Source organism: Streptomyces collinus (genome assembly GCF_031348265.1).
Taxonomy (GTDB): Bacteria; Actinomycetota; Actinomycetes; order Streptomycetales; family Streptomycetaceae; genus Streptomyces; species Streptomyces collinus.
In genome coordinates this window covers 4,720,001-4,741,188 of record NZ_CP133771.1, presented here as the reverse complement: position 1 = coordinate 4,741,188, position 21,188 = coordinate 4,720,001, and the positions used below count along the sequence as shown (strand labels likewise).

General features: G+C 73.2%; 20 protein-coding genes. 2 read left to right on the top strand and 18 right to left on the bottom strand.

Going from position 1 to position 21,188, the window contains the following annotated elements:
- Positions 1-79: 79 nt before the first annotated feature.
- From RFN52_RS21575 to RFN52_RS21490, 18 genes are all read right to left on the bottom strand, one after another.
- Positions 80-745: a response regulator gene (locus RFN52_RS21575; RefSeq protein ID WP_184848210.1), complete on the bottom strand. Its 666-nt coding sequence runs from the start codon at positions 743-745 to the stop codon at positions 80-82.
- Entirely contained in the window at positions 742-2,085 is a 1,344-nt protein-coding gene (locus RFN52_RS21570; RefSeq protein WP_311241019.1) for a sensor histidine kinase, read from the bottom strand. Before RFN52_RS21570 ends, RFN52_RS21575 begins: the two co-directional genes overlap by 4 nt.
- Before the next feature lie 98 nt (positions 2,086-2,183).
- Positions 2,184-2,867 carry a response regulator gene (locus RFN52_RS21565; RefSeq protein WP_184848209.1) on the bottom strand — a complete coding sequence of 228 codons (684 nt, stop codon included), beginning with the start codon at positions 2,865-2,867 and terminating at the stop codon, positions 2,184-2,186.
- Positions 2,864-4,243, bottom strand: a complete 1,380-nt coding sequence (locus RFN52_RS21560) for a sensor histidine kinase (protein ID WP_184848208.1) — start codon at positions 4,241-4,243, stop codon at positions 2,864-2,866. The genes RFN52_RS21565 and RFN52_RS21560 overlap by 4 nt, the downstream gene beginning before the upstream one ends.
- Positions 4,236-5,444, bottom strand: a complete 1,209-nt coding sequence (locus tag RFN52_RS21555) for an acyltransferase family protein (RefSeq protein ID WP_184848207.1) — start codon at positions 5,442-5,444, stop codon at positions 4,236-4,238. The genes RFN52_RS21560 and RFN52_RS21555 overlap by 8 nt, the downstream gene beginning before the upstream one ends.
- Complete coding sequence (locus RFN52_RS21550; protein WP_184848206.1) at positions 5,437-6,435, bottom strand: alpha/beta hydrolase; 999 nt, start codon at positions 6,433-6,435, stop codon at positions 5,437-5,439. The genes RFN52_RS21555 and RFN52_RS21550 overlap by 8 nt, the downstream gene beginning before the upstream one ends.
- A gap of 299 nt (positions 6,436-6,734) precedes the next feature.
- Positions 6,735-7,598, bottom strand: coding sequence for an alpha/beta hydrolase (locus RFN52_RS21545; protein WP_184848205.1), 864 nt, complete (start codon positions 7,596-7,598; stop codon positions 6,735-6,737).
- 176 nt (positions 7,599-7,774) lie between these two features.
- Positions 7,775-8,959 carry a kynureninase gene (kynU, locus tag RFN52_RS21540; protein WP_184848204.1) on the bottom strand — a complete coding sequence of 395 codons (1,185 nt, stop codon included), beginning with the start codon at positions 8,957-8,959 and terminating at the stop codon, positions 7,775-7,777.
- Positions 8,952-9,782: a tryptophan 2,3-dioxygenase family protein gene (locus RFN52_RS21535; protein WP_184848203.1), complete on the bottom strand. Its 831-nt coding sequence runs from the start codon at positions 9,780-9,782 to the stop codon at positions 8,952-8,954. The genes kynU and RFN52_RS21535 overlap by 8 nt, the downstream gene beginning before the upstream one ends.
- Before the next feature lie 150 nt (positions 9,783-9,932).
- Entirely contained in the window at positions 9,933-10,346 is a 414-nt protein-coding gene (locus RFN52_RS21530; protein ID WP_031142408.1) for a DUF3151 domain-containing protein, read from the bottom strand.
- Between the two features lie 194 nt (positions 10,347-10,540).
- Positions 10,541-12,007, bottom strand: coding sequence for an MFS transporter (locus RFN52_RS21525; RefSeq protein ID WP_184848202.1), 1,467 nt, complete (start codon positions 12,005-12,007; stop codon positions 10,541-10,543).
- 87 nt (positions 12,008-12,094) lie between these two features.
- A complete protein-coding gene (fbaA, locus tag RFN52_RS21520) occupies positions 12,095-13,117 on the bottom strand; it encodes a class II fructose-bisphosphate aldolase (RefSeq protein ID WP_184848201.1) in 1,023 nt (340 codons plus the stop codon).
- Positions 13,118-13,264: 147 nt separating this feature from the next.
- Positions 13,265-13,813, bottom strand: coding sequence for an orotate phosphoribosyltransferase (gene pyrE / locus RFN52_RS21515; protein WP_184848200.1), 549 nt, complete (start codon positions 13,811-13,813; stop codon positions 13,265-13,267).
- Positions 13,814-13,887: 74 nt separating this feature from the next.
- Positions 13,888-14,685: an aldose epimerase family protein gene (locus tag RFN52_RS21510; protein WP_184848199.1), complete on the bottom strand. Its 798-nt coding sequence runs from the start codon at positions 14,683-14,685 to the stop codon at positions 13,888-13,890.
- 88 nt (positions 14,686-14,773) lie between these two features.
- Positions 14,774-15,610, bottom strand: coding sequence for an SRPBCC domain-containing protein (locus RFN52_RS21505; RefSeq protein WP_184848198.1), 837 nt, complete (start codon positions 15,608-15,610; stop codon positions 14,774-14,776).
- Between the two features lie 111 nt (positions 15,611-15,721).
- A complete protein-coding gene (locus RFN52_RS21500; protein ID WP_184848197.1) occupies positions 15,722-17,377 on the bottom strand; it encodes a polyamine aminopropyltransferase in 1,656 nt (551 codons plus the stop codon).
- A 148-nt stretch (positions 17,378-17,525) separates the two neighbouring features.
- Entirely contained in the window at positions 17,526-18,053 is a 528-nt protein-coding gene (locus RFN52_RS21495) for a DUF2617 family protein (protein ID WP_184848196.1), read from the bottom strand.
- 564 nt (positions 18,054-18,617) lie between these two features.
- Entirely contained in the window at positions 18,618-18,893 is a 276-nt protein-coding gene (locus tag RFN52_RS21490) for a hypothetical protein (protein WP_184848195.1), read from the bottom strand.
- 127 nt (positions 18,894-19,020) lie between these two features.
- Here RFN52_RS21490 and RFN52_RS21485 point away from each other — a divergent pair, with 127 nt between their 5' ends.
- The gene (locus RFN52_RS21485; protein ID WP_184848194.1) at positions 19,021-20,208 is read left to right on the top strand and encodes a pyridoxal phosphate-dependent aminotransferase; all 1,188 of its coding nucleotides are present in this window, start codon (positions 19,021-19,023) and stop codon (positions 20,206-20,208) included.
- Between the two features lie 183 nt (positions 20,209-20,391).
- Positions 20,392-20,961, top strand: a complete 570-nt coding sequence (locus RFN52_RS21480) for a hypothetical protein (protein ID WP_184848193.1) — start codon at positions 20,392-20,394, stop codon at positions 20,959-20,961.
- The last annotated feature ends 227 nt before the right edge of the window (positions 20,962-21,188 follow it).

Below are 21,188 nucleotides of genomic sequence, written 5' to 3'. Positions count from 1 at the left end.
TGACCAGGGATGTTCCTACACACGGGTCGGAACGGTCCGGCGAGAGGGAGATCGTCGGGCCGGGCCTGCCGCCGGCGGGCTAGCCGGGCGTCACCAGCCGCGCCTCGTACGCGAACACCGCCGCCTGCGTCCGGTCCCTGAGGCCCAGCTTCACCAGGATCCGGCTGACATGCGTCTTGATCGTGGACTCGGCGACGACCAGCCGCCCCGCGATCTCCGAGTTCGACAGGCCCTGCGCGATGAGGACCAGCACCTCCGTCTCCCGCTCGGTGAGGTCACCGTGGGCCGCGTGGGCGGAGGGCATGAGGTGCGGCTTCTCGGAGAGCTTGGAGAACTCGGTGATCAGGCGCCTGGTCACCGAGGGGGCCAGGAGCGCCTCCCCGGAGGCCACGACCTTCACTCCGTCGGCCAGCTGCCGGGCCGAGGCGTCCTTGAGGAGGAAGCCGGAGGCACCCGCGCGCAGCGCCTGGTACACGTACTCGTCGAGGTCGAAGGTGGTGAGCACCAGCACCTTCGCCGCGCCGTCGGCGGCCACGATCTCGCGGGTCGCCTCGATGCCGTTCAGCTCGGGCATGCGGATGTCCATCAGCACCACGTCCGGGGCGAGCTCGCGGACCTTGGTGACGGCCTCCCGGCCGTTCACCGCCTCCCCGACGACCTCGATGTCCGGCATCGCGTTCAGCAGGACCGAGAACCCCTCGCGCACCATCATCTGGTCGTCGGCGATCAGGACGCGGATGGTCATACGTCACCCTCGTCCGGCAGGGCGACCGGCAGGAACACCGCCACCTCGTAACCTCCGTCGTCCGTGCCGCCCGCCGTCATCTCGCCGTTCAGCATCGACACCCGCTCCCGCATGCCCGTGATGCCGTGCCCGGCGCCGGGCGAGGGCTTGATCAGGCTCGGGTTGGGTGGCGGGCCGTTGACGACGCGCAGGCCCAGGCCGCCGAGAACGTACCCGATCTCGACGCGGGCCGTCGCGCCCGGCGCGTGCCGCAGGGTGTTGCTCAGGGCCTCCTGCACGATGCGGTACGCCGACAGCTCCACGCCCTGCGGCAGCTCCCGCACCGCTCCGGTCACCACCTTCTCGACACCGAGCCCGGCCTCCCGGACATTGGCCAGCAGCCCCTCCAGGTCGGCGAGGGTGGGCTGCGGGGCGTCCGGGGCCTCGTAGTCCTCGGCGCGGACGACGCCCAGCACGCGGCGCAGTTCGGTCAGGGCCGCCACCGCGTTCTCCCGGATCGTGGCGAACGCCTTCTCCAGCTCCGGCGGCGGGTTCTCCACCCGGTAGGGCGCGGCCTCCGCCTGGATGGCGACCACCGACATGTGGTGGGCCACCACGTCGTGCAGCTCGCGGGCGATCGTGGTGCGCTCCTCCAGGAGGGTGCGGCGGGAGCGCTCGTGCGCGGTGACGGTCTGCTGGGCGGTGACCTCCTGCTCGGCGTGGCGCCGGATGTGCCACACGGTGACGCAGAGCAGGACCAGGGCCGATATGACCAGCATGGGGCCGGAGTTGGTGCCGTACTCGTAGTAGGTCGGGCCGATGCCGGTGTCCGCGAGGAGGGCGTACAGCGCGGTCAGCGCCCACATCCAGGCGGCCGTGCGCGGCCGGGTGCGTATCGCCACGACCGTCAGCACGGTCAGGTGGCAGGCGAAGCTGCCGGCCGCCCAAGGCCATTCGCCCCAGCGGCTGCCGAGCACGGCGGCGAGCGGCGTGGAGACCATGGACGCCCAGAACGCGCCGACCGGCCGCACCATGGTCAGGAGCACGGGAATCGCGCAGAGCGGACCGAGCAGCAGGGCCGGACCGCCGGAGTCGACCGAGGCCAGGGCCAGGGTGATCAGGGCCGCCGCGGTGATCACGGCGTGCGGGAGCCACTGCGCGTACTCCCGCAGCCGACCCGGCAACCGCCGGACGAGCCGCCCGTCCATGTGCCGGCCCGGCATCGGCCGGTAGGCGAACGCGTCGTGGATCAGGTCCTGCCGCAGCCCGCGCAGCGCGTCCACCGCCAGCCGGTACTCCGGGCTGCGCGATGCCGCCCCGTCCCCCGGTGGCGTGGTCTGTATGCGAGTCGTCTCGGTCACGTACAGAACGGTATGCGGCCCCCCGGCCCCGGTCGTCCCCTTGGAGAGGGGTTCCTCGGCGTCCCTCTCAGGTACTACGGGGCCCCGTCGGCCACCCCTCAGTACCCCGACGGCCGCACCAGCCCCGACTCGTAGGCGAACACCGCCGCCTGCGTGCGGTCCCTGAGGCCCAGCTTCACCAGGATCCGGCCCACGTGGGTCTTCACCGTCTGCTCGGCCACGTACAGGTGCCGGGCGATCTCCGCGTTCGACAGACCCTGCGCGATCAGCGCGAGCACCTCCGTCTCCCGCTCGGTCAGGTCGCCGACGCGTTCCCTGAGCGGGGAGCGGGGCTTGCCGTCGAGCCGGGAGAACTCGGCGATCAGCTTGCGGGTGATGACCGGGGCGAGCAGCGCTTCCCCGGCCGCGACCACCCGGACCGCCTCGGCGAGCTGCTCCGACGACGCGTCCTTCAGCAGGAACCCGGAGGCCCCTGCGCGCAGCGCGTCGTACACGTACTCGTCGAGGTCGAAGGTGGTGAGCACCAGCACCCGCATGTCCGGGTGCGCGGCGGTGATGTGCCGGGTGGCCTCGATGCCGCCGATCCCGGGCATGCGGATGTCCATCAGGACGACGTCCGGGGCGAGCTCCGCGGCTAGGGCGACGCCGCTCTCCCCGTTCTTCGCGTCGCCGACGACCTCTAGGTCGGGCTGTATGCCGAGCAGCACGGTGAAGCCCTGCCGGACCATCGCCTGGTCGTCGACGATGAGAACCCGGATGGGTTTGCCGGTGCCGCTCGTCATGAGGTCCCTTTCCTGCGGGCCGTGGGGTGGTCGGTGCCGGGGGCGTCCGCGGGCGGGGTGTCCGGGAGGAAGGCGGTGACCTTGAAGCCGTCCCAGTGCCACAGGTGCGCCGTCATGGTGCCGCCGAGCATCGCGACCCGCTCCCGCATGCCGAGCAGCCCGTGGCCCGCCCCCGTCGACGGCGGTGGCGGTCCGGTCGGTCGGCCGTTGACGATCTCCACCTCCAGGCCGTCCGGCTCGTAGGTGAGACGGACCGTGATCCGCGCGCCGGGCGCGTGCCGCAGGGCGTTGCTCAGCGCCTCCTGCACGATCCGGTACGCCGACAGCTCCACGCCGGGCGGCAGCGGGCGCCGCTCGCCCTGGATGTCGGTGACGACCTCGCGTCCGGCCGCCCGGGTGTTCTCCACCAGCGCGTCGAGCCGGTCGAGCGTGGGCTGCGGGGCGTGCGGTGTCGTCTCGTAGCCCGCGTCGGCGAACGGCTCCCCCGGCCCGGAGTGCTCCGAGCGCAGCACGCCCAGCACGCGGCGCAGTTCGATCAGTGCCTCCAGCGCGTTCTGCCGTATGCCCGCGAGGTTCTCCCTGAGCTCGTCGGGCGGGTTCTCCACGAGGTGCGGGGCGACCTGTGCCTGGATGGAGATGACCGACATGTGGTGGGCCACCACGTCGTGCAGTTCCCGCGCGATGCGGCTGCGCTCCTCCAGCAGGGTGCGCCGGGTGCGTTCCTCGGCGGTCAGCGTGGTCTGCTCGACGAGTTGGGCTCGGGCCTCGCGGCGGCCGTGCAGGGCGGTTCCGAGGAGCACGACGACGGCGAACAGGGTGACCGCGAGTACCCCGGTGGACGCATAGTTGGCCGCGCCCAGCAGCCCTTGGACGACATAGGTGAGGAGCACGGTCAGCGCGAGCGCCTCGACGGATACCCGGGTCCGCACCCGCAGGGCGAGCAGCAGCAGCACCGCCATGTGTCCGATGATCCCGGCCGACGTCCAGGGCCAGGTGAAGTCGGGGGCACCGCCGGCCAGCAAATGGCGGCGCACTTCGAGCGCGCCCAGCAGCATGGCCACCGTCGAGAGCCACCACGCCGGTAGGGGCCGCCACAGCGCGAGCACCATGGCACCGCCCTGCGCCAGCCCGAGCGGGAAGGCGATCTGCGGGCCCACCCCGCCGTTGTCGACGAGCTGCCCCACCGCGCCGAGGGTGACACCGAACGCGGCCAGGCACACCAGGCCGTGCGGCAGCCAGCGCAGCCACTTGGAAGGCGGCATCGGATCTGCCCGGAGGGTCCACAGGTCGTCACGCAGCACCCGCAGCCAGCCCCTGACGCGCGCCCGCAGCGCGCGGCCCACCCCCGTGTCCGTCACACGGCCCAGCCTAGACATGGCGCGCCTTCGCCGCTGCGCCCCGGCCGGACGGACGGTGCGCCCGCACCACCCGCGACCTGCGGCCCCGGCCGCCGCCTCGCTCGAAAGAGCGGAAGGCGGCCCAGCAGGCCGCGAGGGCCAGTGCGAACACGGGCAGCCACAGCAGCCGGAGCCCGACCCAGCCGAGGCCGTCGGGCCGCGTGTGCAGACCCGGGAGCCTGCCTGCGAGGAGGCCGGTGGCGGTCGTGGCCATCAGGGCCGTCTGGTGCCAGAGGAAAACGGTCATCACGGAGAGGTTGACGAGCGCCACCGCCGCCCACGCCACGGGACGGCGCATCGCCCGCCGCAGCCGCTCGCGCAGCAGCAGGGCAAGGCCGCACTGGGCCAGGCCGAACGTGACGACGGCCAGCGTCGGCGGATCCAGGTTGGACACGCCCTCGCCCGGGACGCCGACCATGGCCGCGGGGTAGCCCGCCCACGCCACGAGCGCCGCGGTCGCCGCCGCCCCGGCACCCAGCAGGACCCAGCCCGCACGCCGGCGCTCCAGTTCGCCGCGGGTCCAGGCCGCGCCCAGCGTGTAGGGCACCGCCCAGGCGGCCGCCACGTTCACCCAGCCCAGCCAGGAGGGGCCGCCGAGGCCGAAGCGCAGCAGGTCCACGTGCAGCACGACGGCCAGCGGCCAGAGCGGGTTGAGCCGGGCGAGCAGCGGGGTCGCCGCCGTCAGGCCCGCGAACACCACGAGGAACCACAGGGGGGACAGGGCCAGCTTCACCAGCGTGCGCACCGTGCCGTACTCGGTGCCCGACAGCAGCAGCGCGACGGCGGCGACCGTCCACAGGGTGAGGACGGCGGCGACCGGCTTGAACAGCCGGGACAGCCGGGACGTCAGCCACTGGTGGTACGGGATCCCCCGGTCCCGGGCCGAGGCATGGCTGCGGGTGGCGACATGGCCCCCGACCAGGAAGAACACGGCGAGTGTCTGGAACATCCAGGAGACGGGCGTCAGCCAGGGCATGTGCTGCAGCGGGCTCGCCGTGCGCAGGGCGCGGCCGTCGGAGACCAGGGCCGTGACCAGCCAGTGCCCGAGGACGACGCCGAGGACGGCGGCGGCCCGCAGGGCGTCCACGGCCCGGTCCCGGCCGGGCGGGGTGGCCGCGCCGATGCGGCCGGCGCCCCGTCGCACTCCCTGCCGCAGGGCGCGTACGCCGATGTCAGTCATGGGTCACCGCCTTGGTCTCGCCGAGGACGATCCGGGCCAGGTTGGTCAGGGAGGCCGAGCCGGGCCTGAAGTAGTCGCTGTGGCCGCCGTCGCCCGCCGTGAAGACCCGGGCGCCGAAGGCCGGGGAGACGGGGTCGGTGCCGAAGCCGACCGTGGTGCCGAACAGGTCCAGGTCGACGTGCGGGACGTTCCCCACCCAGTCGTCACCGCCCCGGGCCGCCCAGACGCGGGCGCGGGTGTGCAGGCCGGCAGCGGTGCCGGCACCGGTGCCCGGGCTGCCGACGAGCGCGATGTCGTCGACGGCGAGCCCGGCGGCGGCACGGCCGCAGACCACCGAGCCGTACGAGTGGCACAGCAGGGAGATGCGCGGTCCGGTGCCCGCTATGGCACGCAGGTCGGCCACGAGCGCGCGCAGGTGCGGTGCCGCCTGCTCGGCCCTGCCGGTCGTCGTGACGGTCGTGCTGACCGTGCCCGGCGTCTCGTAGCCCAGCCAGGCCACGACCGCGGTGCGCGTGCCGGCCGGGGCCTGCCGGTCGAGCTGCCGGTACAAGGCGGCGGCCGCCGCGTGGAACCGGCCGTAGGTGTCGAGGCTCGTGTCGGATCCGGGGACCAGGACGGCGATGCGGTCGGCGCGGGCGAGGTCGCCGAGGACCTCCGTCACCCGGCCGGAGCCGCGGCCGTCGAACCGCAGGAGGTGCCGGGCCGGGCCGGCCAGACGACGGTCCGTCGCGGCACGGTCGCGATCGTGGTGGACGGCGGCCGTACGGGCCGCCTCGGCGGCGTTGGCCCGGTTGGCCGCGTACGCCTCGGCGAGCGTCGACGCGCTGAGAGGGGCGAGGTCGGCGGGGGCCGGTGCGGGGGTCTGCGGTCGTACGGCCCCGGAAAGGGGGACGACCACCGCACCGGTGATGAGGGCGGCGAGCGCGGCTCGGCGCCATCGGCCGGCGCGGCGCCTGCCGCCGTCACAGCGGTACTGCGGTGCGGACCCCATGGTCGTCCCCCTCCAGCGCACCCGGCCATCGGGTCTGCATGGAAGGGAAGTTACGGAGCGGGACACCTCGTCCGCGTCCCACCCGGGAACTCACCTGCGGCGTAGCTCTCAGGTACTACGGGTATGCCCCGGGACCCCTCTTAAGGGGCTGCTCTCCGGGGTCCCCTTGGGCTTTCCAGAGTCCAGCGCCCCTGGGGCAGCTCTCCAGTGGCCAGCGCCCGGGGCAGCTCTCCAGAGGCCGCGCCCCAGAGGCCGCGCTCCATGGGCAGCCCCCATGGGCTACCGGGCCACCGGGCCCCTCACCAGGCCAGCTGCGCGATCTCCTCCACCACCACCGCGCACGCGTCGGCCGCCGGGTCGATGAGCGGGAAGTGGCCCACGTCCTCCAGCAGCGTCACCCCCACCATCTCCCCGGCCTTCGCCGCCGCCTCCGCGTACGACTCGGCGACCGCCTGCGGCACGTCGAGGTCCGCGCGGCCCTGCACGAGGGTGGTGGCGATGCCCGTGGGCAGCAGCAGCGCCGGGTCCGCGTACGGCTGCCGCTCGGCGAAGTGCTCGTCCCCGCCGAGGAGTTGACGCGCGGCGCCACCGCACACGTCCAGCTTGTCGGCGATCGCCAGGTCCGCGATCGGGGCGAGGGCGACGACGCCGCGCAGCGTCACCGGACTGCCGCTGCGCCAGGGCGAGTCCGCCGGCAGGACGTGCCGGGCGGCACCCCACAGCGCGAGGTGCCCGCCCGCCGAGTGGCCCGTGAGGACCGTACGGCGCGGGTCGGCCTGCGGCAGCAACTCCCGTACCAGCGCGGGCAGGGCGTCCAGCGCCGCCGCGACGTCGTCGAAGGTGTCGGGCCAGCGGCCCGCGAGGGAGTCGGTGTCGCCGCCGCGCCGGTACTCGACGCCGGCCACGGCGAACCCCCGGCGGGCGAGGAACTCCGCGAACGGGCTGATATGACGCCGGTCGTAGGGCGCCCGCCAGGCGCCGCCGTGCAGCACGACGACGACCGGGGCCGGTCCGGGGCCGCCGGCCCGGCGCGGTGCGAAGAAGTCGATCACCTGGTCGGGATGGTCGCCGTAGGCCGCGGTGGCGTCGGGGTCGACGGGCGCGTGGGAGAAGGCCGACTTCTCCTCGGCAGCGGCCCGTGCTGCTGCGACGTCGTCCGTCATGCTCCAACCTTCCAGCGATGAACCGTACGCGGCGGACCAGTTGAGGGGGTCAGCCGTTGGCCGGGACGGTACCAGGCGCGTGACATGCGCGGACATGCAGATGTCACGCTCGGTGAAGACGGGACGGACACCGCGGGGCCGGGACAAGCACAGGGCCGTCCCGGCCCCGCCGCCGCTCAGGCCAGAGTCTGCGCCAGCACCCGCGCCGCCCGCTCCACGTCGGCGAACCCGACGTACAGCGGCGTGAAGCCGAAGCGCAGCACGTCCGGGGCCCGGAAGTCACCGACCACACCCCGATCGATCAGCCGCTTCATCACGTCACCGGCGTCGTCGCAGCGCAGCGCGATCTGGCTGCCCCGCTCCCCGTGCGCCACCGGCGTCACGCACTCGACCCGGCCCTCGGGCACGTACGCCGCCACGCACTCCAGGAAGAAGTCCGTCAGCGCGAGGGACTTGGCCCGCACCGCCTCGACCGTCACCCCGTCCCACACCTCAAGGGCCGCCTCCAGGGCGAGCATGGAGAGGATGTCGGGCGTGCCGACCCGGCCGCGCAGGGCGCCGGGGGCGGCCTCGAAGTCGCTCCGCATCCCGAACGGCTCGACGTGCGAGTTCCAGCCCGGCAGCGGCGAGTCGAAGCGGTCCTGCACCTCCCGCCGCACATACAGGTACGCCGGTGAACCGGGCCCGCCGTTCAGGTACTTGTAGGTGCAGCCGACCGCGAGGTCCACACCGTGCTCGTCCAGCCCGACCGGCAGGGCGCCCGCGCTGTGGCACAGGTCCCAGACGGCGACCGCGCCCGCCGCGCGCACGGCGGCCGTCAGACCGGGCAGGTCGTGCAGGCGCCCGGTGCGGTAGTCGACGTGGTTGAGGAGGACCGCGGCGGTGCGGTCCCCCAGTGCGCCCGGGACGTCCGCCGGTGCCACGGGCCGCAGGGTGCAGCCGGTCATGCGGGCGGCGGACTCGGCGATGTACCCGTCGGTGGGGAAGGTCGTCGCGTCGACGAGCAGCTCGTCACGGCCCTCCCCGGCCATCCGCACCGCGCCCACGAGTGCCTTGAGGACGTTGACGCTGGTGGAGTCGCCCACGACGATCTGCCCGGGCGCCGCCCCGACCAGCGGGGCGATCCGGTCACCGATCCGCTCGGGCGCCGTCCACCAGCCGCTCTCCTCCCAGGACCGGATGCGCAGCTCGCCCCACTGGCGGCGTACGACGTCCTCGACCCGCCCGGGGACGACGGCCGGCAGCGCTCCGAGCGAGTTGCCGTCGAGGTAGACCACGTCGTCGAGGACGAACTCGGCGCGCTTGTCGGCCAGTTCGTCGACGGCGTCCAGCTTCTGCGCGCGCTCCGCCGGCTCAGACATAGGACCGCGCCGTCCACAGCTCGGGGAACACGTTCTTCTGCGCGCGCTTCTCCAGCCAGGCCACCCCGGCGGAGCCGCCCGTGCCGGTCTTGGCCCCCATCGCACGGCGGGTGGCGACCAGGTGGTCGTTGCGCCAGCGCCACACCAGCTCGGCGACGTCGCTCAGCGCCTCGCCCAGCCGGGCGACCTCGTCGCTCTCGTCGCCCGAGTAGACGGCCGTCCAGGCGGCCTCCACCTCCGGCGACGGCTCGTAGCGCTTCGAGACGTCGCGCCGCAGCACGGCCTCCGGGATGTCGTGCCCGCGCCGCGCCAGCAGCCGCACGACCTCGTCGTACAGGCTCGGCTCGTGCAGCGCCTTCTCCAGCTCGGCGTGCACGCGCGGTGCGCCCCGGTGCGGGACGAGCATCGACGCGGACTTGTCGCCGAGCAGGAACTCCATGCGGCGGTACATCGCCGACTGGAAGCCCGATCCCTCGCCGAGGGCGCTGCGGTACGAGTTGAACTGGGCCGGCGTGAGCTGGGCGAGCGGCTTCCAGGAGTGGTTGAGCGCCTCCAGCTCGCGGACGGACCTCTTGAGCGCGTGGACGGCGGTCGGGATGTCGTCACCCCGGAGCGCGCCCGCGGCCGTCTCCCACTCGTGGACGATGACGGTGAACCACAGCTCCATCACCTGGGTCGTGACCAGGAAGACCATCTCTCCGGGATCGTCGGAGAGGGTGTGCTGGAGGTGGGTGAGTACGTCCGCCTTGACGTAGTCCTCGTACGGCGTCGTGCCGTGGAAGTCGAGATGCGGGGTCTCGGGCTCGTGAGCCTCGTGGGACATCGCTGTCTCCTGCGTATAACTCCGGGTAGCGGTCCGCCCCTGCCGAATCCGACACGGGGGCCCCGGTCCCCGAGGGCATCTTGCGCAATCGTCCCCCGAAACCGCAAGGCCCGCCTTTCGGGGACGGGCCTCGCGTGCACGGACCGTGCGTCAGCCCAGGACCTGCGCCGCCGTCGGCGAGGAGTCCTTCAGGAACTGGGAGCAGCGCTCGTACTCCTCCTGCTCGCCGATCGCCTGCGCGGCGCGGGCGAGGGCGTGCAGGGCCCGCAGGAAGCCGCGGTTCGGCTCGTGCTCCCACGGCACCGGGCCGTGGCCCTTCCAGCCGCTGCGGCGCAGCGCGTCCAGACCGCGGTGGTAGCCCGTGCGCGCGTACGCGTAGGACTCCACGGCGGCGCCCCGCTCGAACGCCTCGTCGGCGAGCTGCGCCCAGGCGAGCGAGGAGGTGGGGTGCGCACCGGCGACCTCGGCGGGCGCGGCACCCGAGGCGAGCATTTCCCGCGGCCCGGGGTCGTCGGGGAGGTGGGTCGGGGGCGGGCCCCCGAGAAGGTTCTCGTGAATGGACATGCCCCAAGTCTGCGCCATCCCAGTCGGCCGCGGGCACCGGTCCCGCCGAGGAGCGGCCCGCGCACCGGCACCCCGACTCACCCCAACCGCTTCCGCACCGGCTCCCCCTCCAGCGGCGGCGCCGTCACACCGCCGTGCCGCAGGCACTCCGGCCGCATGCAGCCCGGCGACAGCCCGCACACCGGCACCCCGGCCTACCCCAACCGCTCCCGCACCGGCTCCCCCTCCAGCGGCGGCGCCGTCACACCGCCGTGCCGCAGGCACTCCGGCCGCTTGCAGTCCGGCGGCGGTCTGCGCACCACCGCGGCCGCGATCAACGCCCCCACCACCAGCGCCCCCGCGCACCAGCCCATCGCCTTGTCGAACGCCGTGTCGAAGGCGGCCGGCTCCTGGTACGCCTCCTCCCCCATGCCGGTCAGCAGCGGCAGCGCCGCCACCGCCATCAGGCCCGCCGCCCGGGCCGCCGCGTTGTTGATGCCGCTGGCCAGTCCCGCCCGCACCACGCTCACCGAGCCCAGCACCGTGGCCGTCAGCGGCGCCACCAGCGTGACCATGCCCAGCCCGAGCACCAGCAGCGCCGGCAGCACATCGGCCGCGTACGACGCCCCCGGCCCCACCCGCAGCATCAGCAGCATCCCGGCCGCGCACAGCAGCGGTCCCACCGTCAGCGGGATCCGCGGCCCGATCCGGTCGGCCAGTTCCCCGGAGCGCGCCGACAGCAGCAGCATCAGCACGGTCGTCGGCAGCAGTGCCGTACCGGCGGCGAGAGCGGAGTAGCCCACGACGACCTGGAGCTGGAGCGCGGCGAGGAAGAAGAACCCGCCGAGGGCCGCGTACACGCACAGCGTGACGAGGTTGACGGCCGTGAACTGCCGGGACGCGAAGATGTCCGGCGGCATCATCGGATCGGGCCGGCGCCGTTCGACGACCACGAACGCGACGGCCGCGGCCAGCCCCGCCACCGCCGAGACGGCCACCACCGCACCGCCCCCGCCGGCCTCGATCAGGGCGTACGTCACCAGCGCGAGCGCCAACGCCCCCAGCACGGCCCCGAGCACGTCGAACCGCCCGTGCGCCCCTTGGTCCCCCGACTCGGGAACATGCCGCAGCGCGACCGGCACGCACACCAGGGCCACCGGCACGTTCAGCAGGAACACCCACCGCCAGCCCGGCCCGTCCACCAGCCAGCCGCCGACGAACGGCCCGACCGCCGCCCCGATTCCGCCGAAGCCGGACCACAGGCCCACCGCCCGCCCCCGGTCGTCTGGGTGGAAGGACGCCTGGATCAGCGCCAGTGATCCGGGGGTCAGGAGCGCGCCGCCGATCCCCTGAAGGGCCCGGGCGGCGATCAGCACGCCCGCGTTCGGCGCGATCCCGCACAGCAGCGACGCCACCGCGAACCACACCACGCCGACGACGAACACCTTCCGCCGCCCGAAGCGGTCCCCGAGCGCCCCGCCCAGCAGGATCAGCCCGGCCAGCGTGACCATGTAGGCGTTGACGGTCCACTGCAGGGCGGACAGGTTCGCGTCGAGGTCGCGGCCGATGCGGGGCAGGGCGACATTGACGACGGTCGAGTCCAGCATCGCCATGCTGGAGCCGAGGACGGTGGTGAGCAGGACCCACTTGCCCTGCGGTGAGGCCAACCGGACATCGGGCATGCAGGGAGCATACGGAAGAGCCCGGCACCTCAGGAGGTGCCGGGCTCCACGTGAGCGAACCGGATGGGAGCCGGTGCCTACGGAGACTTACTTGATCTTCGTACCCGTGGACCGCAGGTTGCCGCAGGCCTCGACGACGCGCGCGGACATGGAGGCCTCGGCCAGCTTGCCCCAGGTGCGCGGGTCGTAGGTCTTCTTGTTGCCGACCTCGCCGTCGACCTTCAGGACGCCGTCGTAGTTGCGGAACATGTGGTCCGCGACCGGGCGCGTGAACGCGTACTGCGTGTCGGTGTCGATGTTCATCTTCACGACGCCGTTCTCCAGCGCGGTGCGGATCTCCGCCTCCGTGGAGCCGGAGCCGCCGTGGAAGACGAAGTCGAACGGGGAGCCCTTGCCGAACTTGGCGGCGACGCCCTCGTTCAGCTCCTTCAGCAGCTCGGGACGCAGGACGACGTTGCCCGGCTTGTACACGCCGTGCACGTTGCCGAAGGACGCGGCGAGCAGGTAGCGGCCCTTCTCGCCCAGGCCGAGGGCCTCGGCGGTGCGGATCGCGTCGTCGACCGTGGTGTAGAGGGAGTCGTTGATCTCGTGGGTGACGCCGTCCTCCTCGCCACCGGTCGGCGTGATCTCCACTTCGAGGATGATCTTCGCGGCGCGGGCCTGCTCCAGCAGCTCCTGCGCGATGGAGAGGTTGTCGGCGAGGGTCTCGGCGGAGCCGTCCCACATGTGCGACTGGAACAGCGGGGCCAGACCGGCGTCGACACGCTTCTTCGACAGGGCCAGCAGCGGGCGTACGTACCCGTCGAGCTTGTCCTTGGGGCAGTGGTCGGTGTGCAGCGCGATGTTCACCGGGTACTTCTCGGCGACGATGTGCGCGAACTCGGCCAGGGCGACCGCGCCGGTGACCATGTCCTTGCTGTACTGACCGCCCAGGAACTCGGCGCCACCCGTGGAGATCTGGACGATGCCGTCGCTCTCCGCCTCAGCGAAACCGCGCAGGGCCGCGTGCAGGGTCTGGGTGGAGGTCACGTTGATGGCCGGGTAGGCGAACTTTCCTGCCTTCGCCCGGTCCAGCATCTCGTTGTAGACCTCGGGAGTTGCGATGGGCATGCGTCCGCTCCTTGTATCTGCGGGTTGACGTACTGCTGTGTCTAACGGCCCTGACCTAGACCTTGGGGTGCGACGTCATCGTCGGCCCCATCTTTCCAGACTTGGCCGGAAGGTCCAGGCCACGTCCACGCCCTGGTCGGTCCCCGGTCAGTCGAGGCCCAGCTCGTCCTTGGAGAAGGCGAAGAGGTACGGCACCCCGGCGCCCTCCTGGATCTTCTCCGCGGCGCCGGTCGCCCGGTCGACGATGGTCGCGACGGCGACGACCTCGGCACCGGCCTCGCGCACGGCCTCGACGGCGGTGAGCGGGGAGCCGCCGGTGGTGGAGGTGTCCTCGACGACGAGCACCCGGCGGCCCGCGATGTCCGGGCCCTCGACGCGCCGCTGCAGCCCGTGCGCCTTGGCGGCCTTGCGCACGACGAACGCGTCCAGGCGCTTCCCGCGCGCGGCGGCCGCGTGCAGCATGGCGGCGGCGACCGGGTCGGCACCCATGGTCAGGCCGCCGACGGCGTCGAAGTCCAGCTCGGCGGTCAGGTCCAGCAGCACCTGGCCGACCAGCGGGGCGGCCTCGCCGTCGAGCGTGATGCGCCTCAGGTCGACGTAGTAGTCGGCCTCCAGACCCGACGACAGGGTCACCTTGCCGTGCACCACGGCCTTGTCCTTGATCTGCTGCAGCAGCGCGCCGCGAGTGTCCGTCATGCCGCCCAGCTTAAGGGTCCTTCTGATGGATCTCCGCGGCGTCGCGACGCCCGGCACGCACGCTCGCCGCACGGTCAGAAGGACCCTAGGCGGCGCCAGCTCCAGGTCGTGGAGGCCTCCAGCGGCTCCAGGGGCGTGACCAGGTGCGGCAGGGTGTTGAGCCCGTTGGGCGGGCCGGTCTGCGGCTCCACGCACACGGCTTCCCGCTGCTCGTCGTAGACGACGGCCCACTCCTCGCGGCTGGTCACCTTCAGCTCCAGCTGACCGGGCCAGGTGAGCGTGGCCTCGACGCCGCCGGGCATGCCGAAGCAGTCGTCCCAGGGGCCCGGCTTCGGGTCGATCCGGTTCCCGGTGGGCAGGTGGTCGTCGCCGCGCTCCTCCTGCCAGGCGGGGTCGAAGGCGAGCTGCACGTCCTCGCCGCCGAGGTTCCGGTTGAACCAGGGGTGCCAGCCGATCTGCGCCGGGAAGGACGACTCGTACGTCTCGACGGACATGCTCAGCGTCAGCGCGTCCTCGGTGAGCGCGATGATCTGGGTGACACGGCCCGGGTGGGGCCAGGGGTCGACGAGCTCGTAGGTGAGGACCGCCTCGTCCGTGCTCGTGCGGGCCGTGCGCCACGCGTGGTCGCGGACGGTGCCGTGGATGGCGTGCGGCGGGGCGTTGAGGGGCATCTGCCGCACCTCGGCGCCGTCCAGGAACCGTCCGTCCCGGATCCGGCCGCACCACGGCACCATCGGGAAGCATCCGAAGCGCTCCCCCTGCCGGAGCAGCTCCACTCCGCCGATCCGCAGCCCTCCGACCCGGCCGCCGTTGCCCGGCTGCACGGTCACCTCCGCGTCACCCGCGGTCAGCGTGATGTCTTCGTCACTCACGGGACGACCCTACTGGGGTGATCAAGAGGGCCTCACCGGTTGCGGGGTGGTTCGGCCATGTCCGCCCGGTCCGCCCGCGGGGTGCGGCTCAGCGGCGTCGGCGCAGGGCCCGGACCGCCACGATGGCCGACGCCACCGCGAGCGCCGCCGCGGGCGCCGCCCAGCGCAGCGGGGCGGTGGGCGACACGGTCTGGGGTGCGGGCACCGGCGCGTACCGCCCGCGCGGCGGGGCGTGGTCGACCTCCTCGGCGCTGCGTCCGATCATGGTCCGCCGCGCGTGCGCCGCCTCGGCGATGCCCTCCTCGCCCCCTTCGCCCTCTTCATCCTCCTCGTGCTCTTCGTCCGCGTGTCCGAAGGAGGAGGCCGGGCGGTCGGAACCGAAGGCGGAGGGGCGCGCGGGGGGAGGGGGCTCCTCGGTGAGACCGGGGTCGGCAGGGGTCCGCTCCTCGGCTCCGGCCCCAGCACGCTCGCCGTCCGTGCCGTCCGCGTCCTTCGCGTCATGGGTGGCCGCCGTGGCCAGGTGCTCCGCGAAACGGTTCAGCAGCCGGGTGACGGCGCCCTCCACCGTCTCCGCGGGAAGGTCCTTGATCCGTCCGTCGGCGGACGCCGTGCCGTCGTACGTGACGGTGCAGCCGTCCTCCGCATCCCGCAGGGCGATCCGCAGGGTGAGTGCGACCGAGCCGCTGCCGCGCGACTCCTCCGCCTCGCCCTCGACGACGTAGGTGCCGTCGTCCCGCCGGGAGACCCGTACGGCACCGCGGTAGGTGACGGAGTGGCTGCCGACCCGGATCTTCAGCCGCCCGGCGACGGGCTCGGCGCCGGCGTCCTGCTGGAGCCCGGGAACAGCCCGGGCGACCCGCGCGGGGTCGTCCAGCACCTCTCTCAGCCGCTCCGCCGGAACCGGAACGAACACCTCGTGCTCCATGTCGACGGACTCTACCCAGCACAGCCCGAAACGCACCCCCGCCTGAGGGATTCACCCCCGATCCACCCCCGCCAGGCGTATCCTCGCGCCCCGCCCGGCGGTTCGGGCCCCTCAGTACCGCGGATGCACCAGCGTCGACGCCGACAGCCCCGCGATCCGCGTACCGCGCGCCGCCCGCTCGCCCGCGGCGAGGGACGCCTCCGTCAGGACACCGGGCCGCGGCCCGTCCGGGTCGAGCCCCAGCCGCGGGTCCGTGCGGGCGGCCAGGACGAAACGCCAGTCCCGGGGCGCCCGGGAACGGTCGGCGGGGGCGCGGTCGGGTCCGGCGTCGGAAGCGGTGCGGCGGCCGCCCGTGCCGTACGGGGCGGTGCGCAGGCCGGCCGCACGCAGGGTCGCCTCGACGGTCCAGTGGACCCGGGGGCCGGACGCGACCGGGCCGGTGTGCACCACGAGCCGGCCGCCGGGGGCGAGCACGCGCCGGGCCAGGCCGTAGAACTCCTGCGAGTACAGCTTCGTGCTCGCCGTGATGCGCGGATCCGGCAGGTCCGAGACGACCACGTCGTAGGCCGCCGGGGTCGCGCCGCGCAGCCGGCCGAAGGCGTCCTCGGTCCTCACGTGGACCCGCGGGTCGCCGAACGCGTGCTCATTGAGTGCGGACAGGGCCGGGTCGGTGCGGGCCAGCCGGACCACCTCGGCGTCGAGTTCGACGACGTCGACCCGTTCGACTCCCGGGTGGCGCAGCACCTCGCGGGCGGCGAGGCCGTCCCCGCCGCCGAGGATCAGCACGCGCGCGTGCGGCCCGTTCATCGCGGGGTGGACGAGGGCCTCGTGGTAGCGCAGCTCGTCACGCTCGCTGACGCGCAGCCGGCCGTCGAGGAACAGGGCGAGGGGCCGCCCGTGCGTGCCGCCGGTGAGGACGACCTCCTGGACCCCGGTGCGGAGCGCCACGCGGACGTCCCCGCCGTAGACCGCCTGCCGCGCGGCCCGTTCGAAGTCGTCGACGAGGACGGCGGCCGTGGCGAGGATCGTGAGGACGAGGGCGTTGCCGAGCAGCAGCAGCCACCGGGCGCGCCGGGTCAGGTCCCGGCGGAACAGGCCGAGCACCAGCGCGCCGCCGACGACCGCGTTGACCGCGCCGGTGAGCAGGGCCCCGGTCAACTGGCCGAGGAACGGCAGCAGGAGGAAGGGGAAGGCGAGGCCGCCGACGAGGGCGCCGACGTAGTCGGCGGCGGACAGGTCGGCCACCGCGCCGCCCGCGTCCTGGCGGCGGATGCGCTGGATCAGCTCCATCAGCAGCGGGACCTCGGCGCCGATGAGCAGCCCGGTGGCGAGGGAGAAGGCGACCAGCAGACAGCGCGGCCCGTTGGCCCACATCCCGCCCCAGTCGCCGGTCCAGGCGAACACCGCGTACAGGGCCATCGCGCTGCACCCGCCGACGAGCGCGAGGGCGGCCTCGACGGCGCCGAAGCCGGCCGCGGCGAGCGGGCGCAGCCGCTTCGCGCCGAGGGAGCCGATGCCCATCGCGAAGACCATGACGGACAGCACGACGGACGCCTGGGTGACGGAGTCGCCCATCAAGTACGAGGCCAGTGCGACGAGTTCGAGCTCGTACACGAGTCCGCAGGCCGCGCAGACGAACACGCCCGCGAGGACCAGGAACCGTCCGGTGCCGGGCCGGACGGGCAGTCGCGCCGGGCCGATGGAGTCACCCGGGGCGCTCCGGGGCGGCGGGCAACCGGGCGGGGCGGGCGCGTGCGGCTCGATCACGCTGCGACGTTACGTCACGCCTCGACTGCGGTTCGTCACCCACACGTGTGGTGCTGGTTTACAGAGGCCGGATATCCGTACGAGATCCGGATCGCCGTATACGGATCGCCGCACGCGGTTCGACGGGCCGGGCAGCGGTCGGCCGGGATCAGCCGACGGAGACCGCCGCCGGAACGCGCACCCCCACCTTCGTGCGGGTCGCCACCAACTGCCCGTCCTGCGGGTAGGCGTGCCAGGTGCGCCACCGCACCTGCCCCTCGTGGTGCTGGGCGAGCAGGGCCGTGAAGGCGTACGGGCTGCCGGGGAAGACGCCGACGAGGCCGTGCGGATGGTCGGAGACGAGGGCCAGCAACTCCTGGGCGCGGCCCGCGAAGGAGCCGGGCGAGAGGACCTCGACCCGGGCCGCGAACTCGTACTCCCAGTCGCCCACGCGCTTGGCGACGCCGAGCGGAAGCGGGGTGCTGCTGCCCGCGATGCACGCCACCGTCTCCGAGCAGCTGCCCCGCTCTTCCTCCAGCAGGACTTGATGGGACGCGCCGAGGAGTCGCAACTGCAGTCTGGTGTCCGCGAGTTCGAGGTCGAGCACGGCCAGTGCGGGGAGTGGCTCGCGCCCCAGGGCCCACGCGAGATCGGCCGCGCGCGTGTCGGTGTAGGAGGTGTTCAGGGTCGTGAGCATGGATCGGCTCCGCAAGCACACAAGGAGAGGGAGATGGGTCCGCTGCGCCCCGGTCGCACCGGGGGATGTCGGCCCGGGTCAAACCGGTCGGCCGGTTTCAGAAGGTCCGCAGAACGTCCGAGGGGCTGCGTCGGTGACTTAGGGAATCATGAACGGTGGCTCCATCACAGCGTTTTTACCCAAGTTCGTAGGGTTTCCACCCCTCAGAGGGCTCCACAGCTCAACTGTTCAACTGCGGCGCGCGCCGGTGCCGGGGATGGCGTGCGCCGGTGCGCCGTGCCGCACGCCCAGGAGCCGGGCCGCACGGGGAGCCCGCGATTCCGGCCGCCACTCGAAATCGCCCTTTTCCGGGAGCAGTTGCGCGGGCAACGCCCGAACCCCGGTCCACGAGAAGCAAGTTGTCCGACAGGCATGGAATGCGGCCCGGATGCGCCCGAAGCCGCCCGACGGCCGTTCGAGCAGCGGTCCGTCCGGGCACCCCGGACAACACGACGCGGGGCCCGCTCAGGTGCGGACCCCGCGTTCGGTGATACGGCTCCTCGCCGTGAGGAAGGCCGACGTCAGTCAGCTGCCTCCGCCGCCGCAGCCACCGCCCCCACCCCCGCAGGACGACCCGCCGCCGCAGGAGTGCCCCCCGCTGTCTCCGCCGCCGGAGGAGCCGGAGTCTCCCCCGCCGACCCACCAGCTGCCGCTGCTGCCGCTGTCATTGCTGCTCGAACCGCCGGTGGACGCCCATGCCCCGCGACGCGTCGTCCGCCGGGTGCCGCCCCTGCGGGCCTGGGAGACGAGCGCCCCGATCAGTACGACTCCGACCACCGCCAGGATGATGCCTACGATCATGGCGTCACCCTCCTTTCGTTCCCCCGAAGCGGCCCCCCGTGGGCGCCTCGCTCTTGCGTGAGGCGGTGATGCCCGGCCCCGGATCGGGCCAACACAAAGTTGAGGAACTCCAGAGCTTCGGCGCAGGATGACCGGCATGACCTCCAGCGCGCGCCCCCTCCTGAACCGCCGGCTCGCCGAGTTCGGGACGACGATCTTCGCCGAGATGTCCGCCCTTGCCTTGAGCACCGGCGCCATCAACCTCGGGCAGGGCTTCCCCGACACCGACGGCCCCGAGGAGATCCGGGAGGCCGCCGTACGGGCCCTGCGGGACGGCCGCGGCAACCAGTACCCGCCGGGCCCCGGCGTCCCCGAGCTGCGGACCGCGGTCACCGCCCACCAGCAGCGCCGCTACGGACTGTCCTACGACCCCGACACGGAGGTCCTGGTCACCGCGGGCGCCACGGAGGCCATCGCCGCCGCCCTGCTGGCGCTGCTGGAGCCCGGGGACGAGGTGATCGCCTTCGAGCCCTACTACGACTCCTACGCGGCGTGCATCGCGATGGCGGGCGGACGCCGGGTGCCGGTCACCCTGCGGGCGCACGAGGACGAGGGCCGGTTCCGGCTCGACCTCGACGAGCTGCGCGACGCCGTCACGGACCGCACCCGGCTGCTGCTGATCAACACCCCGCACAACCCGACCGGCACGGTCCTCACGCGCGCGGAGCTGGCCGCGATCGCCGAGCTGGCCGTGGAACGCGATCTGCTGGTGGTGACGGACGAGGTGTACGAGCACCTGGTCTTCGACGACGCCGAGCACGTACCCCTGGCGACGTTCCCCGGGATGCGCGAGCGGACGGTGACCATCTCCAGCAGCGGCAAGACGTTCTCGTTCACCGGCTGGAAGGTCGGCTGGGTGACGGGGGCCCCGGAGCTGGTCACGGCCGTGCGCTCGGCGAAGCAGTACCTGACGTACGTCTCGGCGGGCCCGTTCCAGTACGCGGTGGCCGAGGCCCTCTCGCTGCCCGAGTCGTACTTCACCGGCTTCCACGCCGACATGCTGACCAAGCGGGACCTGCTGGCGGCGGGCCTGGCGGAGGCGGGCTTCCGCGTCTACCGCCCCTCGGGCACGTACTTCATCACCACCGACATCCGCCCCCTCGGCGAGAGCGACGGCTTCGCCTTCTGCCGCGGCCTGCCGGAACGCGCCGGCGTCGTCGCCATCCCCAACGCGGTCTTCTACGACCACCGCGAGGAGGGCGCCCCCTTCGTACGGTTCGCGTTCTGCAAGCGGACAGAGGTACTTCAGGAGGCCGTGAAGCGTCTGAAGGCGTAGCTCGGGTCGGTTCCGCGCCACCGTCGCGCGGGAGTCGCCGGCTGCCGTGGTGTCCCGTCCGAAGCGCATCGGCCCGCCGCATGATCGGATGACAGGTTCTTCAAAGGTTCTTCATCACCTCCGGCCTACGGTCGGGAGGCCTGCCGCGCCCGCGGTCGGCCGCGACAGGAGGCGGGAGAACCGATGAGGACGAACCGGGTGCTGATGGCCGTGGTGACGGCGTCGGTCATGGCGATCACCCTGGCCGGCTGCGGGGGCGAGGGCGACACCCCGAAGGTCCCGACTGCGGGCGGCGACAGGGCATCCGGCAGGACGACCGCGCCGAGTGGCGGCGACGACGTGGCCGCGTACGTGAACGCCCAGCGCGAGTGGGTGACATGTCTGCGGGAGAACGGGGTCGACGCCCCCGACCCGGACGCCAAGGGGGAGGTCGACTTCGGCAACAACGCGGCGCTGAAGAAGAACACGAAGTTCCTGGACGCTTCCGAGAAGTGCGCCTCGCTCAAGGCGGCCGTCCCCGAGGGCCTTGAGAACGCCAATCAGCCCACGCTCAGCCCCGAGCAGATCAAGGTCAAGCGTGACTACGCCGACTGCATGCAGAAGAACGGCGCCCCCGACTTTCCCGATCCCGGGCCCGAGGGGACCGCGCAGGGCTCCGAATGGAACCAGACGTCGGCGGGAGCCAAGCGTGCCACGCGTGTCTGCGCTCCGATCATCGGTGACCCGGCGGACCAGCCCGCGGGCAAGGGCTGACGATGGCGGAGACGGTTGTGCAGACCGATCACGAGCACGGGGCGGCTCCCGCGCCGCCGCCGCGCGGTCGGCGCGGACGGCGTACGGTCCTGGTCGCGTCGGCTCTGGTCGTCGTGGCGGCGGTCGCCGTGGTCGGTGCGCTCGGCCTCGGCGGAGGCGGGTCGCAGGAGGGCTCCTCCGCCCCGCCCCGCTCCGGCTCCACCGTCCCGGTCACCCGGACCACGCTG